The 13,551-nt window shown below is 55.0% G+C and carries 16 protein-coding genes; 9 read left to right on the forward strand and 7 right to left on the reverse strand.

The window, feature by feature from the left end:
• The first annotated feature begins 2 nt into the window (after positions 1 to 2).
• A complete protein-coding gene (gene coaD, locus CWR52_RS11945; protein WP_008502695.1) occupies positions 3 to 482 on the forward strand; it encodes a pantetheine-phosphate adenylyltransferase in 480 nt (159 codons plus the stop codon).
• A 2-nt stretch (positions 483 to 484) separates the two neighbouring features.
• Here coaD and mutM read toward each other — a convergent pair whose 3' ends face one another.
• The 4 genes from mutM to radC all read right to left on the reverse strand — a co-directional run bounded on the left by mutM (position 485) and on the right by radC (position 2,680).
• On the reverse strand, positions 485 to 1,294 hold the full coding sequence (mutM, locus tag CWR52_RS11950; RefSeq protein WP_104949759.1) for a bifunctional DNA-formamidopyrimidine glycosylase/DNA-(apurinic or apyrimidinic site) lyase: 810 nt from the start codon (positions 1,292 to 1,294) through the stop codon (positions 485 to 487).
• A 72-nt stretch (positions 1,295 to 1,366) separates the two neighbouring features.
• Positions 1,367 to 1,534: a 50S ribosomal protein L33 gene (gene rpmG, locus CWR52_RS11955; RefSeq protein WP_003024094.1), complete on the reverse strand. Its 168-nt coding sequence runs from the start codon at positions 1,532 to 1,534 to the stop codon at positions 1,367 to 1,369.
• A gap of 22 nt (positions 1,535 to 1,556) precedes the next feature.
• Positions 1,557 to 1,793 carry a 50S ribosomal protein L28 gene (gene rpmB / locus CWR52_RS11960; protein ID WP_002436699.1) on the reverse strand — a complete coding sequence of 79 codons (237 nt, stop codon included), beginning with the start codon at positions 1,791 to 1,793 and terminating at the stop codon, positions 1,557 to 1,559.
• 218 nt (positions 1,794 to 2,011) lie between these two features.
• Positions 2,012 to 2,680: a RadC family protein gene (gene radC, locus CWR52_RS11965; RefSeq protein ID WP_104950916.1), complete on the reverse strand. Its 669-nt coding sequence runs from the start codon at positions 2,678 to 2,680 to the stop codon at positions 2,012 to 2,014.
• A gap of 172 nt (positions 2,681 to 2,852) precedes the next feature.
• On the opposite strand from radC, the gene coaBC reads away from it, so the two are divergent.
• The 3 genes from coaBC to slmA all read left to right on the forward strand — a co-directional run bounded on the left by coaBC (position 2,853) and on the right by slmA (position 5,217).
• The gene (gene coaBC / locus CWR52_RS11970) at positions 2,853 to 4,064 is read left to right on the forward strand and encodes a bifunctional phosphopantothenoylcysteine decarboxylase/phosphopantothenate--cysteine ligase CoaBC (protein WP_025910617.1); all 1,212 of its coding nucleotides are present in this window, start codon (positions 2,853 to 2,855) and stop codon (positions 4,062 to 4,064) included.
• Positions 4,042 to 4,500, forward strand: coding sequence for a dUTP diphosphatase (dut, locus tag CWR52_RS11975; RefSeq protein ID WP_045907002.1), 459 nt, complete (start codon positions 4,042 to 4,044; stop codon positions 4,498 to 4,500). Before coaBC ends, dut begins: the two co-directional genes overlap by 23 nt.
• Positions 4,501 to 4,620: 120 nt before the next feature.
• A complete protein-coding gene (slmA, locus tag CWR52_RS11980; protein ID WP_008502690.1) occupies positions 4,621 to 5,217 on the forward strand; it encodes a nucleoid occlusion factor SlmA in 597 nt (198 codons plus the stop codon).
• A gap of 82 nt (positions 5,218 to 5,299) precedes the next feature.
• Here the strand turns inward: slmA and pyrE are convergent, their stop codons facing one another.
• A complete protein-coding gene (gene pyrE, locus CWR52_RS11985) occupies positions 5,300 to 5,941 on the reverse strand; it encodes an orotate phosphoribosyltransferase (protein WP_048028136.1) in 642 nt (213 codons plus the stop codon).
• Between the two features lie 66 nt (positions 5,942 to 6,007).
• On the reverse strand, positions 6,008 to 6,724 hold the full coding sequence (rph, locus tag CWR52_RS11990) for a ribonuclease PH (RefSeq protein ID WP_104949760.1): 717 nt from the start codon (positions 6,722 to 6,724) through the stop codon (positions 6,008 to 6,010).
• Between the two features lie 125 nt (positions 6,725 to 6,849).
• Between rph and CWR52_RS11995 the strand changes: the two genes are divergently transcribed.
• The gene (locus tag CWR52_RS11995) at positions 6,850 to 7,713 is read left to right on the forward strand and encodes a YicC/YloC family endoribonuclease (protein WP_008502687.1); all 864 of its coding nucleotides are present in this window, start codon (positions 6,850 to 6,852) and stop codon (positions 7,711 to 7,713) included.
• Positions 7,714 to 7,918: 205 nt separating this feature from the next.
• Positions 7,919 to 8,536 (forward strand): trimeric intracellular cation channel family protein, encoded by a 618-nt coding sequence (locus CWR52_RS12000; RefSeq protein ID WP_023334014.1) that lies wholly within the window; start codon positions 7,919 to 7,921, stop codon positions 8,534 to 8,536.
• Positions 8,537 to 8,538: 2 nt separating this feature from the next.
• Here the strand turns inward: CWR52_RS12000 and ligB are convergent, their stop codons facing one another.
• Positions 8,539 to 10,209 carry an NAD-dependent DNA ligase LigB gene (ligB, locus tag CWR52_RS12005; protein WP_104949761.1) on the reverse strand — a complete coding sequence of 557 codons (1,671 nt, stop codon included), beginning with the start codon at positions 10,207 to 10,209 and terminating at the stop codon, positions 8,539 to 8,541.
• 251 nt (positions 10,210 to 10,460) lie between these two features.
• On the opposite strand from ligB, the gene gmk reads away from it, so the two are divergent.
• From gmk to spoT, 3 genes are read left to right on the forward strand one after another with little or no spacing between them, the layout of a single operon-like run.
• Positions 10,461 to 11,084 (forward strand): guanylate kinase, encoded by a 624-nt coding sequence (gene gmk, locus CWR52_RS12010; RefSeq protein ID WP_010426438.1) that lies wholly within the window; start codon positions 10,461 to 10,463, stop codon positions 11,082 to 11,084.
• 54 nt (positions 11,085 to 11,138) lie between these two features.
• Positions 11,139 to 11,414, forward strand: coding sequence for a DNA-directed RNA polymerase subunit omega (rpoZ, locus tag CWR52_RS12015; RefSeq protein WP_000135058.1), 276 nt, complete (start codon positions 11,139 to 11,141; stop codon positions 11,412 to 11,414).
• A 19-nt stretch (positions 11,415 to 11,433) separates the two neighbouring features.
• Positions 11,434 to 13,548 carry a bifunctional GTP diphosphokinase/guanosine-3',5'-bis pyrophosphate 3'-pyrophosphohydrolase gene (gene spoT / locus CWR52_RS12020; protein ID WP_032644393.1) on the forward strand — a complete coding sequence of 705 codons (2,115 nt, stop codon included), beginning with the start codon at positions 11,434 to 11,436 and terminating at the stop codon, positions 13,546 to 13,548.
• Positions 13,549 to 13,551: the final 3 nt, after the last annotated feature.

Below are 13,551 nucleotides of genomic sequence, written 5' to 3' on the forward strand. Positions count from 1 at the left end.
CCATGAGCACAAAAGCGATTTATCCGGGTACCTTCGATCCGATCACCAACGGTCATCTTGATATCATCACCCGTGCGGCGTGCATGTTTGACAAGGTGATCCTGGCGATTGCCGCCAGCCCCAGCAAAAAGCCGATGTTTGACCTCCACGAGCGCGTGCAGCTTGCTACCGATGCCATTTCGCACCTGCCGAATGTTGAGGTGGTCGGGTTTAGCGACCTGATGGCTAACTTCGCCCGCGCCCAGCAGGCGAACATTCTGATCCGCGGCTTACGCGCGGTGGCAGACTTCGAGTATGAGATGCAGCTGGCGCACATGAACCGCCACCTGATGCCGGAGCTGGAGAGCGTGTTCCTGATGCCCTCCAAAGAGTGGTCGTTTATCTCGTCCACGCTGGTAAAAGAGGTGGCGCGTCATCACGGGGACGTTACTCATTTCCTGCCGGTTAACGTCCACCAGGCGTTGATGGAAAAGCTAAAATAGCCCTATTTCTGGCACTGACGGCAGTAGAACGTGGCGCGCTGGGCGTGCTTCGTGGCAATAATGGGCGTACCGCAGACTCTGCACGGTTCGCCTTTACGGCCATACACCTGCAGCTCCTGGGCAAAATAGCCCGGCTTGCCGTCACTTTGCAGGAAGTCCTTCAGCGTTGTTCCCCCCTGTTCAATCGAGCGCAGCAATACGGCTTTAATCACGCGGACCAGCAGCTCACACTCCTCCGCCGACAGCGAAGAGGCTAGCCGATCGGGATGGATCCCGGCGGCAAACAGCGATTCGCTGGCATAGATATTCCCCACGCCGACCACCAGCTTGTTATCCATGAGCCACGGCTTAATCGGGCTTTTCTTTTTCGCGCACTTCGCTTTCAGGTATTCCGCGTTAAACGCGTCTGAGAGCGGCTCCGGGCCCAGATGCGCGAGCACGTTATGCCCTTCCAGCTCTTTCGTCCACAGCCACGCGCCAAAGCGCCGTGGGTCGGTATAACGGAGCACTTTGCCGTTACTCATCACCAGATCGACGTGGTCGTGCTTTTCCGCAGGCAGTTCTTCGGTAAGAACGCGCAGGCTCCCGGACATCCCCAGGTGGATAATGATCCAGCCGTCGGGCAGTTCCAGCAGCAGGTATTTCGCGCGACGCTGCACGCTAAGGACGGGTTGATCGCTCAGGGCGTGGATCTCATCGGACACCGGCCAGCGCAGACGCCCGTTACGGACAACCGCGTGAAGAATCGTCGCGCCGACCAGATGGGGCTCAATGCCGCGACGGCTGGTTTCTACCTCAGGTAATTCAGGCATGGTTCCTCCGTTGAGATACAGAATGCAAAAAACCCCGCAGTTGCGGGGTTTTTCGATACAAGGAGACTAAAATTATTTGATTTTAGCTTCTTTGTACAGTACGTGCTGGCGTACAACTGGATCGAATTTTTTCAGTTCCAGTTTTTCCGGCTTAGTACGTTTGTTCTTCGTGGTGGTGTAGAAGTGACCTGTACCAGCAGAAGAAACCAGCTTGATTTTCTCGCGAATACCTTTAGCCATGATTTATTTCCTCTTTAAGTACTTAGTACTTTTCGCCACGGGCACGCAGTTCGGACAGAACTGTATCGATGCCTTTCTTATCGATTACACGCATACCTTTAGCAGATACGCGCAGGGTGACAAAACGCTTCTCGCTCTCAACCCAGAAACGGTGAGAGTGCAGGTTCGGCAGGAAACGGCGTTTAGTCGCGTTCAGTGCGTGGGAACGGTTGTTACCGGTCACCGGACGCTTGCCAGTAACTTGGCAGACTCGGGACATGTCTATTCTCCAAAAATCAAATTAGCTCGAGCTTCGTATGGGGTATCGGCGCCTCGTCAGGCTTTACAGCCCGGTCATCGCATAGTTCTAAGTGAACTCTCGATTGCCAGGCCCAAATGCCAAACCCGAGATTCTCAAAGGTGGCGTAGTATACGCTGACTCGGCGGTGTGCTCAAGTCCCGAACAGACAAAGATCCCGATGGATCGCGAGAAATAGCCTAAATCCAGCCATGTTCTGCAAAAGAAATGTACTCTCCGCGGCCAATTATCAGATGGTCCAGCACACGAATGTCCATGAATTGACAGCATTTGATAATGCGCTCGGTGATTTCTTTGTCCGCTCTGCTCGGTTCTGCACAGCCAGAGGGGTGATTATGCGCGAGGATCACGCCCGCTGCATTCACTTTTATCGCTTCCCGCACAATTTCACGCGGATGAACCTCAACGTGGCTTAACGTGCCGGCAAAGAGGCAGCTATGTTTCAGTACCCGGTTCCTGTTGTCGACAAAGATCACCATAAAGATCTCGCGCTCGATATCGGTTAACTGACTTTGCAGGTATTCACGCGTCATCGCTGGCGTCAGGATCGGATCGTCCTTCTCGATGCGGACATTGTAAAAACGGCGGGCAAGCTCAGCAATGGCCCTCAACTGGGCATATTTCGCCACGCCGATCCCCTCAACATGCTTAAACTGCGCCAGCTCGGCGGTCAGTAAACCGTACAGCGAACCGAAACGTGCTATCAGTTCTTTTGCCAGCGTAAATACCGTTTTGCCGGGCGTTCCGGTACGTAAAAAGAGCGCCAGCAGTTCATCGTCTTTTAACAGGGTGACGTCGTAGCGCAGCAGTTTTTCACGCGGCAGCAGCTGCTCATCCTCTTCTTCCATGCTCTTTCTCCCTTTTTTAACCGCATGCTGCCACATGCCCATCCGGCGCTCGACGGCCACGTTGCGTTCCTGCGTAGCGCCTCGCAAAGTGGTCGAAGGACAAAATCACCCCGTTTTGGGGATTGTGATAAAATGCCCGCTCTCTGGTGAAACCCAACAGGAAAGAATCATGATGAGCCTGGCCGGTAAAAAAATCGTTCTTGGCGTGAGCGGCGGTATTGCTGCCTACAAAGCGCCGGAACTGGTGCGTCGTCTGCGCGAGCGCGGGGCAGATGTGCGGGTCGCGATAACCGAAGGCGGTAAAGCCTTTATCACTCCCCTGAGCCTGCAGGCCGTTTCAGGATACCCGGTATCTGACAGCCTGCTCGATCCGGCTGCCGAAGCCGCGATGGGCCATATTGAGCTTGGGAAATGGGCAGACCTGGTTATCCTCGCCCCCGCCACCGCGGATTTAATCGCTCGGGTGGCGGCCGGTATGGCAAACGACCTGGTCTCCACCATTTGTCTGGCCACACCTGCCCCTGTTGCCGTCGTTCCGGCCATGAACCAGCAGATGTACCGTAATGCCGCCACTCAGCACAATCTTGAGACGCTGGCCTCACGCGGCTTGCTTATCTGGGGTCCGGACAGCGGCAGCCAGGCCTGCGGCGATGTTGGTCCGGGCCGCATGCTTGATCCGCTGACGATTGTTGATATGGCCGCAGCCCATTTTTCGCCTGTCAACGATCTGCAACATCTCAACATCATGATTACCGCGGGCCCCACGCGCGAGCCGCTGGATCCGGTGCGCTACATCACCAACCATAGCTCCGGCAAAATGGGCTTTGCGATAGCTGCCGCCGCCGCGAAGCGTGGTGCGAACGTCACGCTGGTGAGCGGCCCGGTCTCTCTGCCTACCCCTGCGTGTGTGAAGCGAATTGACGTTACCACCGCGCTGGAGATGGAAGCCGCCGTGCAGGCCCATGCGCAAAGCCAGCAGATTTTTATCGGCTGTGCTGCCGTTGCAGACTACCGTGCCGAAACGATCGCCGAGGCTAAAATTAAAAAGCAAGGCGATGAATTAACACTAAAAATGGTGAAAAACCCGGACATTGTTGCCGGTGTCGCCGCACTAAAAAGCCACCGTCCATACGTTGTTGGGTTTGCCGCAGAAACGAATAATGTGGAAGAATATGCCCGGCAAAAACGTACCCGCAAAAACCTCGATTTAATTTGCGCGAACGACGTATCGCTGGCCACACAAGGATTTAACAGCGACAGCAACGCACTGCACCTTTTCTGGCAGGATGGAGATAAAGTCTTACCGCTTGAGCGCAAGGAACTCCTGGGCCAACATTTACTCGACGAGATCGTTACCCGTTATGATGAAAAAAATCGACGTTAAGATTCTGGACCCGCGTGTTGGCGAGCAATTTCCGCTGCCAACCTATGCCACCTCCGGCTCTGCCGGTCTTGACCTGCGCGCCTGTCTCGATGACGCCGTAGAACTGGCTTCGGGTGCCACGACCCTGATTCCGACTGGCCTGGCGATTCACATCGCTGACCCTTCTCTGGCTGCGGTGATCCTGCCGCGTTCAGGCCTGGGTCATAAGCACGGCGTTGTGCTGGGTAACCTGGTGGGCCTGATCGACTCCGACTACCAGGGCCAGCTGATGGTCTCCGTCTGGAACCGTGGTCAGGACAGCTTCACCATTGAACCGGGCGAGCGTATCGCACAGATGGTCTTTGTACCGGTGGTACAGGCAGAATTTAACCTGGTGGCAGACTTTGATGCCACCGACCGTGGCGAAGGCGGCTTCGGCCATTCCGGGCGCAAATAACGGCCCGACAGACACGTATCTCACAGCGTCATAATGCAATAACAAACCGCAAACGCCCGTTTGCGGTCGCTGTGTGGATGCCAGCCTGGCAAGTGCTTATTTTCAGGGGTATTTTGTAACATGGCAGAAAAACAAACCGCGAAAAGGAATCGTCGCGAAGAAATACTTCAATCTCTGGCTCTGATGCTTGAATCCAGCGATGGTAGTCAACGCATCACCACCGCTAAACTGGCCGCCTCCGTAGGCGTGTCTGAGGCGGCGCTGTACCGTCACTTTCCGAGCAAGACCCGGATGTTTGACAGCCTAATCGAGTTTATTGAAGACAGCCTGATCACACGCATCAACCTGATTCTGAAAGACGAAAAAGACACCACCGCGCGTCTGCGTCTGATTGTGCTGTTAATCCTGGGCTTTGGTGAACGCAATCCGGGCTTAACCCGTATCCTGACCGGCCACGCGCTGATGTTTGAACAAGACAGACTGCAGGGCCGCATTAACCAGCTTTTCGAACGCATTGAAGCGCAGCTGCGCCAGGTACTGCGCGAAAAGAAAATGCGTGAAGGTGAAGGATACAGCATTGATGAAACGCTGCTGGCGAGCCAGATTCTGGCGTTTTGTGAAGGGATGCTCTCCCGTTTTGTGCGTAGCGAGTTCAAATACCGCCCAACGGACGATTTTGACGCCCGCTGGCCTTTAGTCGCAGCACAATTACAGTAACGCCATCGCCGGATGGCGGCTTCGCCTTATCCGGCCTGCGAACGGGTAGGCCCGGTAAGCGTAGCGCCACCGGGCAATGCAATTAAACCCCAAACGCTTCGCGATACGCTTTTACCGCTGCCAGATGGTCCGCCATCTCAGGCTTCTCTTCCAGATACGCAATCAGCTCTTTCAGGGTGATAATCGACGTCACTTTGCAGTTGTAGTCGCGCTCCACTTCCTGAATGGCGGAGATTTCTCCACGACCACGCTCCTGACGATCCAGCGAAATCAACACGCCTGCCAGCGTTGCACCGTTGGCCTGGATAATCTCCATTGATTCGCGGATCGCCGTGCCTGCGGTGATCACGTCGTCGACCAGCATGACGCGGCCCTGCAGCGCGCTGCCGACCAGATTCCCGCCTTCACCGTGGGTTTTAGCCTCTTTGCGGTTAAAGCAGTACGGCACGTCGCGGTCATGGTGTTCCGCCAGCGCCACCGCGGTGGTGGTCGCAATCGGAATGCCTTTATAGGCCGGGCCAAACAGCAGGTCAAAATCAATCCCGGAATCTACCAGCGCTTCGGCATAGAAACGGCCTAACAATGCCAGATCGCGCCCGGTATTAAACAGCCCGGCGTTGAAGAAATAGGGACTCTTACGCCCGGATTTCAGCGTAAATTCGCCAAACTTAAGTACCTGCTTGTTAAGCGCAAACTCAATAAACTGGCGCTGATACGATTTCATGGATTTGCTCCTTTGGTTTTCTGTCTTACAGGCAAAAAAAAGGCGACTCATTGGTCGCCTTTAAAATCAATTTTCTAACGCCGCTTTCTGCGTCGTGACAATGGATTCGATTCCCCCTCGGGCCAACGCCAGCAGGGAGAGAAGTTCTTCGTGAGTGAACGGCTCGCCTTCTGCCGTGCCCTGCACCTCAATGATGCGACCGTCTTCGGTCATCACTACGTTCATGTCTGTCTCTGCCGCGGAATCTTCAACGTATTCCAGATCGCAAAGCGCTTCACCGTTAACGATACCTACGGAGACCGCCGCAACCATGCCTTTCATTGGGTTGGTTTTCAGCTTACCGGCTGCAACCAGCTTGTTCAGGGCATCCGCCAGCGCTACGCATGCGCCGGTAATCGATGCCGTACGCGTGCCGCCATCGGCCTGAATTACATCGCAGTCCAGGGTAATCGTGAATTCGCCGAGGGTTTTCAGGTCAACGGTGGCGCGCAGCGCACGCGCGATCAGACGCTGAATTTCCATGGTACGCCCGCCCTGCTTACCCTTCGCCGCTTCACGGGCATTACGGGTATGGGTCGCACGCGGCAGCATGCCGTATTCTGCGGTGATCCAGCCCTGACCCTGACCTTTCAGGAAGCGCGGAACGCCTTCTTCGATGGAGGCGGTGCACAGCACTTTAGTGTCACCAAACTCAACCAGCACGGAGCCTTCAGCGTGTTTTGTATAGTTACGGGTCAGGGTGACGGGACGCACCTGATTGGCGCTACGACCTGATGGACGCATGATGGATTCTCCGGCTTGAAACGAATGTGGCTGCGCATTATACGGATAAAGGACGCTTATTCCTATCCTGAGAAGCCCCCGAAAGCTATAATCCCCCCATCTCTCCTTTAAAAACGGGAATATCTATGATCCGCAGTATGACCGCCTACGCCCGGCGTGAAATCAAGGGTAGCTGGGGTAGCGCTACATGGGAAATGCGCTCGGTAAACCAGCGTTACCTGGAAACGTATTTCCGTATGCCGGAGCAGTTCCGCAGCCTTGAGCCTGTTGTACGCGAGCGTATCCGTACGCGCCTGACGCGCGGTAAAGTGGAATGTAACCTGCGCTTTGAGCCCGATGCCAGCGCACAGGGCGAGCTGATCCTCAACGAAAAACTGGCGAAACAGCTCGTGAATGCGGCGAACTGGGTCAAAATGCAGAGCGATGAAGGCGAAATCAACCCGGTTGATATTCTGCGCTGGCCTGGCGTCATGGCCGCCGGTGAGCAGGATCTGGACGCGATTGCCGCTGAAATTTTGGCCGCCCTCGACGGCACGCTGGATGACTTCATCGTTGCCCGCGAAACCGAAGGTCAGGCGCTGAAAGCGATGATTGAGCAGCGCCTTGAAGGCGTCAGCGCTGAAGTGGCTAAGGTTCGCACCCATATGCCGGAAGTGCTGCAGTGGCAGCGCGAGCGCCTTGTCGCCAAACTGGAAGAGGCAGAAGTTCAGCTGGAAAACACCCGTCTGGAACAAGAGCTGGTGCTGATGGCGCAACGTATCGATGTCGCTGAAGAGCTGGATCGTCTGGAAGCGCACGTTAAAGAGACTTACAACATTCTGAAGAAGAAGGAAGCGGTGGGCCGCCGTCTGGACTTTATGATGCAGGAGTTCAACCGTGAGTCGAACACCCTGGCGTCTAAGTCTATCAATGCAGAAGTCACCAACTCCGCGATTGAGTTGAAAGTGCTGATTGAGCAAATGCGCGAGCAGATCCAGAATATTGAGTAATGCCTTTCCGGGTGGTGTCGACGGCGCCACCCATTACTATTTCTAATCCATCTCAACAGCTGATTTTGCGTTTCACCGCCGCTCATCAAGCTCATTCAACTTAACTTGATAAAAATATATAGGGCAAACCCCGTCGCCTTAGAAAAACTCAATCGTGATCTTGCGCACAAATCGCTAACCTTCCCGCATTCACACCGGAGGGTATATGCTGCTTCACATTCTTTATCTCATTGGCATCACCGCAGAAGCCATGACCGGCGCACTTGCCGCCGGACGTCGCCGTATGGACACCTTCGGCGTGATCATTATTGCTACAGCGACCGCGCTGGGCGGCGGTTCCGTGCGGGATATCCTGCTTGGTCATTATCCACTCGGCTGGGTTAAACACCCTGAATACGTGATTATCGTGGCGACGGCTGCTGTATTAACCACCATCGTGGCGCCCGTTATGCCCCATCTTCGCCGCCTGTTCCTGGTGCTTGATGCGCTGGGGCTGATCGTCTTTTCGATCATCGGCGCACAAATCGCGCTCGATATGGGGGAAGGACCGGTTATCGCCACTATTGCTGCCGTGGTCACGGGCGTATTCGGCGGTGTGCTGCGCGATATGTTCTGCAAGCGCATTCCCCTCGTCTTTCAAAAAGAGCTGTATGCCGGCATCTCCTTCGCGGCAGCGGTGCTTTATATCGCGCTGCAGCATTACGTTTCGAACCATGATGTGGTGGTTATCTCCACACTGCTGTTTGGCTTTACGGCCCGCATGCTGGCGCTGCGTCTGAAGCTCGGGCTACCCGTTTTCCATTACAAACACAGCGCACACTAGCTTCAGAACCCGTTGATGTGCTGTTCAGCGAGCCATTTCGCCAGCACATCAATCTGAGGCGCGTACATCCAGTTAACAATTTGTCGCGCCTTCTTCTCTCCCGTTCCCGGCAGGCTCTGCCAGTCCTTTGCGTTACGTCCGCTCAACGTTTGCCACGTTACATCCCCCATCGCCTTCAGCGAAGCCTGCGTCAGCGGAACACCCAGTGCCATGAGCCAGCGGATAAAAGGCTTCTCGCGTACCAGATTAAATCGATGCCAGAGCGCCAGCCCACGCGCGGAGGAGAATCCAGGCGTAGCCTGCATTTGCGCCTGCGTTAATAACAGCCACGAAAAGAGATGTTCAAAATGATGCGCCTGCCAGAGGGTCCGCCAGCCTGACTCACCTAATCCTTCAATATCAAATACCTGCTTTGAGCTGAGCCACGTCAGTCGGGCAAAGAACTGCTCCATACATTCCGGCGAAGCATAGAAACAGCTAAGCGCATGATACCGCGAGGCGGGAGGCTCAGGTTTATGTCTGTCCGTCCCGCGCCAGACCACCTTATCAAACCGGGGAATACCCTGCCCGGCCAGGCTGACCTGGATCTGATCCCCCGGAGCAATATCCAGCCGCTGCCAGCGCTCAACTGAGCCCAGGCTCACCCGCTGCACCTGTTTATCATCCAGTTGCACGGGTTCCAGCGCGGCTACAACGGACATTTTGCCCGTTCGCCCCACGGAAAAATGAATATCACTCACCTCGGCTACCTGGGCTGCTGGCATATATTTCCACGCAACCACCCAGTTGCCTTCGCCCGGCAACCAGCCTTCCCCCGCGGGCGCATCCTCCGACCGCACCACAATGCCATCCGTGGCAAAGGGTAATGCAGCTACGTGCCAGGCCGCGCGTTGTTTCTCGACGGCGTCAACAGATTCGGCGGGTAGCGTATACCGTGCCGACAGCGTAAAACCGGCCTGAGATAGTTCAGCTAAAGATGTCTGCATATTTTTCGGCCCATCCGGCCAGGCCCAGATGAATACGCCGAGCTTATTCAATAGCGTGTTATCCTTTTGGCGCATCATCACACCTGCCACCTTTGCGCGAGCGTTCATCCCCCCCATCTGCTGCTGAATGTGACTGTCGCTTAGCCAGAAAAGCTCGCCCTGTAAGACACTGTTCGCCAGCTTGCCGATGAGCTTTTGCGGAACAGACGGGATTAAACGTACCTTCCCGGTCCAGTCCTCCCCTTTCAGGCCATCACCGCGACTGATGGCCCGGATTAACTTTCCGTCACGGTAGACCAGCGTTACCGCCACACCGTCAACTTTGGGCTGCATCCACAGATGTTGCCGCGTACGCATCCATTGTTTCAGCTCCTCTTTGCTAGCCACCTTATGTACGCCCGTATGGGCAACAGGATGTTTGACGCTCCCGGTCAGCGGAGGAAGTTTCTCTCCTGAGAGTTCAGTGCCAAAACAGCGCTGCCACTGCGTTAACCGCCCGTTAAGCTGATCGTAGACCTCGTCGTTAACTTCGCTCACGCCCTGCTTCCAGTAAGCATCATCCCAGCGTTTGATTTGTGCGCTTAATGACGCCATCTCTTTCTCTGCTTTTGCCTGCGACCACACCGGGCACACCGCCGCGCTATAGCCACACCACAACAGCATTAACCCGCTTATCCATCGCCACATCGCTACCCCTCCTTTGCGTTGCAGGAGGTATACCCCGATGTCTGAAACAACGCTAACGGCAACGGTTCACACTGCGAGACGCCATCCGGTATTTCTTTTGGTTGCTGAAAACCACGGATAAAACCTGAAAACGGCACGCAAAATTCAATAATCCAGGGGAAAAAGTGTGACAAAGACTACGTCACACGGCGGTGACGTGTATAATAAGCCCGTATGTAGGACTTCTTCGTTAACACATACAAAAGACTCTCATGGCTCAAGGCACGCTTTATATTGTTTCTGCCCCTAGTGGCGCGGGTAAATCCAGCCTTATTCAGGCACTGTTAAAAACCCAACCGCTGTACGACACACAGGTTTCTGTTTCTCACACCACGCGAGCGCCGCGTCCGGGTGAAGTGCACGGTGAACACTATTTCTTTGTGGATCACGACGAATTCAGAGCGATGATCGGCAGAGACGCGTTTCTTGAACACGCTGAAGTATTCGGTAATTACTACGGTACCTCGCGTGAAACCATTGAGCAGGTTCTGGCCACGGGCGTGAATGTGTTCCTGGACATCGACTGGCAGGGTGCACAGCAAATTCGCAAGAAAATGCCTGACTCGCGCAGTATCTTTATTTTACCGCCATCGAAAGATGAGCTGGATCGCCGCCTGCGTGGCCGCGGTCAGGACAGCGAAGAAGTCATCGCTAAGCGTATGGAACAGGCTGTTGCAGAAATGAGCCATTACGCGGAATATGATTACCTTATTGTGAATGATGATTTTGATGCCGCATTGAGCGATCTCAAAACCATTCTTCGTGCAGAACGTCTGCGTATGAGCCGCCAGAAGCAGCGACATGACGCATTAATCACCAAACTGTTGGCAGACTGAACCCACTTTCAGTATCATGCCCAGTCATTTCTTCACCTGTGGAGCATTTTAAGTATGGCACGCGTAACTGTTCAGGACGCTGTAGAGAAAATTGGTAACCGTTTTGACCTGGTGCTGGTCGCCGCGCGTCGCGCTCGTCAGATGCAGGTAGGCGGTAAAGATCCGCTGGTACCGGAAGAAAACGATAAAACCACCGTTATTGCACTTCGCGAAATCGAAGAAGGTCTGATCAACAACCAGATCCTCGACGTGCGCGAGCGCCAGGAGCAGCAAGAGCAGGAAGCCGCAGAACTGCAGGCCGTAACCGCTATTGCTGAAGGTCGTCGTTAATTAAACCTGCGGGTCGCCCTTGTATCTGTTTGAAAGCCTGAATCAACTGATTCAAACCTACCTGCCTGAAGACCAGATTAAGCGTCTTCAGCAGGCGTATCTCGTTGCACGTGACGCTCACGAGGGCCAGACACGTTCAAGCGGTGAACCCTACATCACGCACCCGGTAGCGGTGGCCTGTATTCTGGCCGAGATGAAACTCGACTACGAAACGCTGATGGCCGCGCTGCTGCACGACGTGATTGAAGATACCCCTGCCACTTACCAGGACATGGAACAGCTGTTTGGCAAAAGCGTTGCCGAACTGGTGGAAGGGGTCTCTAAGCTTGATAAGCTGAATTTCCGCGACAAGAAAGAGGCGCAAGCCGAAAACTTCCGCAAGATGATTATGGCGATGGTGCAGGATATCCGCGTCATTCTCATCAAACTCGCTGACCGCACCCACAACATGCGCACGCTGGGCTCACTTCGCCCGGATAAACGTCGCCGCATTGCCCGTGAAACCCTCGAAATCTACAGTCCGCTGGCGCACCGTTTAGGTATTCACCACATTAAAACCGAGCTGGAAGAGCTGGGTTTTGAAGCGTTGTACCCGAACCGCTATCGCGTGATTAAAGAGGTGGTGAAAGCCGCACGCGGCAACCGTAAAGAGATGATTCAAAAGATCCTCTCTGAAATCGAAGGGCGTTTGCAGGAAGCGGGGATCCCGTGCCGCGTCAGCGGTCGCGAAAAACACCTGTACTCCATCTACTGCAAAATGGTGCTCAAAGAGCAGCGTTTTCACTCGATCATGGATATCTACGCCTTCCGCGTGATTGTCCACGATTCAGATACCTGTTATCGCGTGCTGGGGCAGATGCACAGCCTCTATAAACCGCGTCCAGGGCGGATGAAAGATTACATCGCCATTCCAAAAGCGAACGGCTATCAATCTTTGCACACCTCGATGATCGGGCCGCACGGCGTGCCTGTTGAGGTGCAAATTCGTACCGAAGACATGGACCAGATGGCAGAGATGGGTGTGGCCGCGCACTGGGCCTATAAAGAGCACGGTGGCGAAAGCAGCACGACCGCACAAATCCGCGCCCAGCGCTGGATGCAGAGCCTGCTGGAACTTCAGCAGAGTGCGGGTAGCTCGTTTGAATTTATCGAGAGCGTGAAATCCGATCTCTTCCCGGATGAGATTTACGTTTTCACCCCAGAAGGCCGCATTGTCGAACTGCCTGCGGGCGCAACACCGGTCGACTTCGCTTACGCCGTGCATACCGATATCGGCCATGCCTGCGTAGGCGCGCGCGTCGACAGACAGCCTTACCCGCTGTCTCAGCCGCTCTCCAGCGGCCAGACGGTGGAAATCATTACCGCGCCGGGCGCACGTCCGAACGCGGCCTGGCTGAACTTTGTCGTGAGTTCTAAAGCCCGCGCCAAAATTCGCCAGCTGCTGAAAAACCTCAAGCGTGATGATTCCGTCAGCCTGGGGCGTCGTCTGCTCAACCACGCGTTGGGCGGCAGCCGTAAGCTGGCTGAGATCCCCCCGGAGCATATCCAGCGCGAGCTCGACCGTATGAAGCTCACGTCTCTTGACGATCTGCTGGCGGAAATTGGTCTGGGCAACGCCATGAGCGTCGTGGTGGCGAAAAACCTGCAGCAGGGCGAAGCAATACCTTCTGCGCCAGGCGCATCCGGCCATGCTCATCTGCCAATCAAAGGCGCGGACGGGGTGCTGATCACCTTCGCAAAATGTTGTCGTCCAATTCCTGGCGACCCGATTATTGCGCACGTCAGCCCGGGCAAAGGGCTGGTTATCCACCATGAATCCTGTCGTAACATCCGCGGCTACCAGAAAGAGGCCGAGAAGTTTATGGCGGTCGAGTGGGATAAAGAGACCGCGCAGGAATTTATCACCGAAATTAAGGTGGATATGTTCAACCATCAGGGTGCCCTGGCGAACCTGACGGCAGCGATCAACACGGCGTCTTCCAATATTCAAAGCCTGAATACGGAAGAAAAAGATGGCCGCGTATACAGCGCCTTTATTCGTCTGACCGCCCGTGACCGCGTGCATCTGGCGAATATTATGCGCAAGATCCGCGTCATGCCGGACGTGATTAAAGTCACCCGTAACCGAAACTAGCGG

The organism is Enterobacter sp. SGAir0187 (assembly GCF_002952735.2).
Lineage (GTDB): Bacteria > Pseudomonadota > Gammaproteobacteria > Enterobacterales > Enterobacteriaceae > Enterobacter > Enterobacter quasiroggenkampii.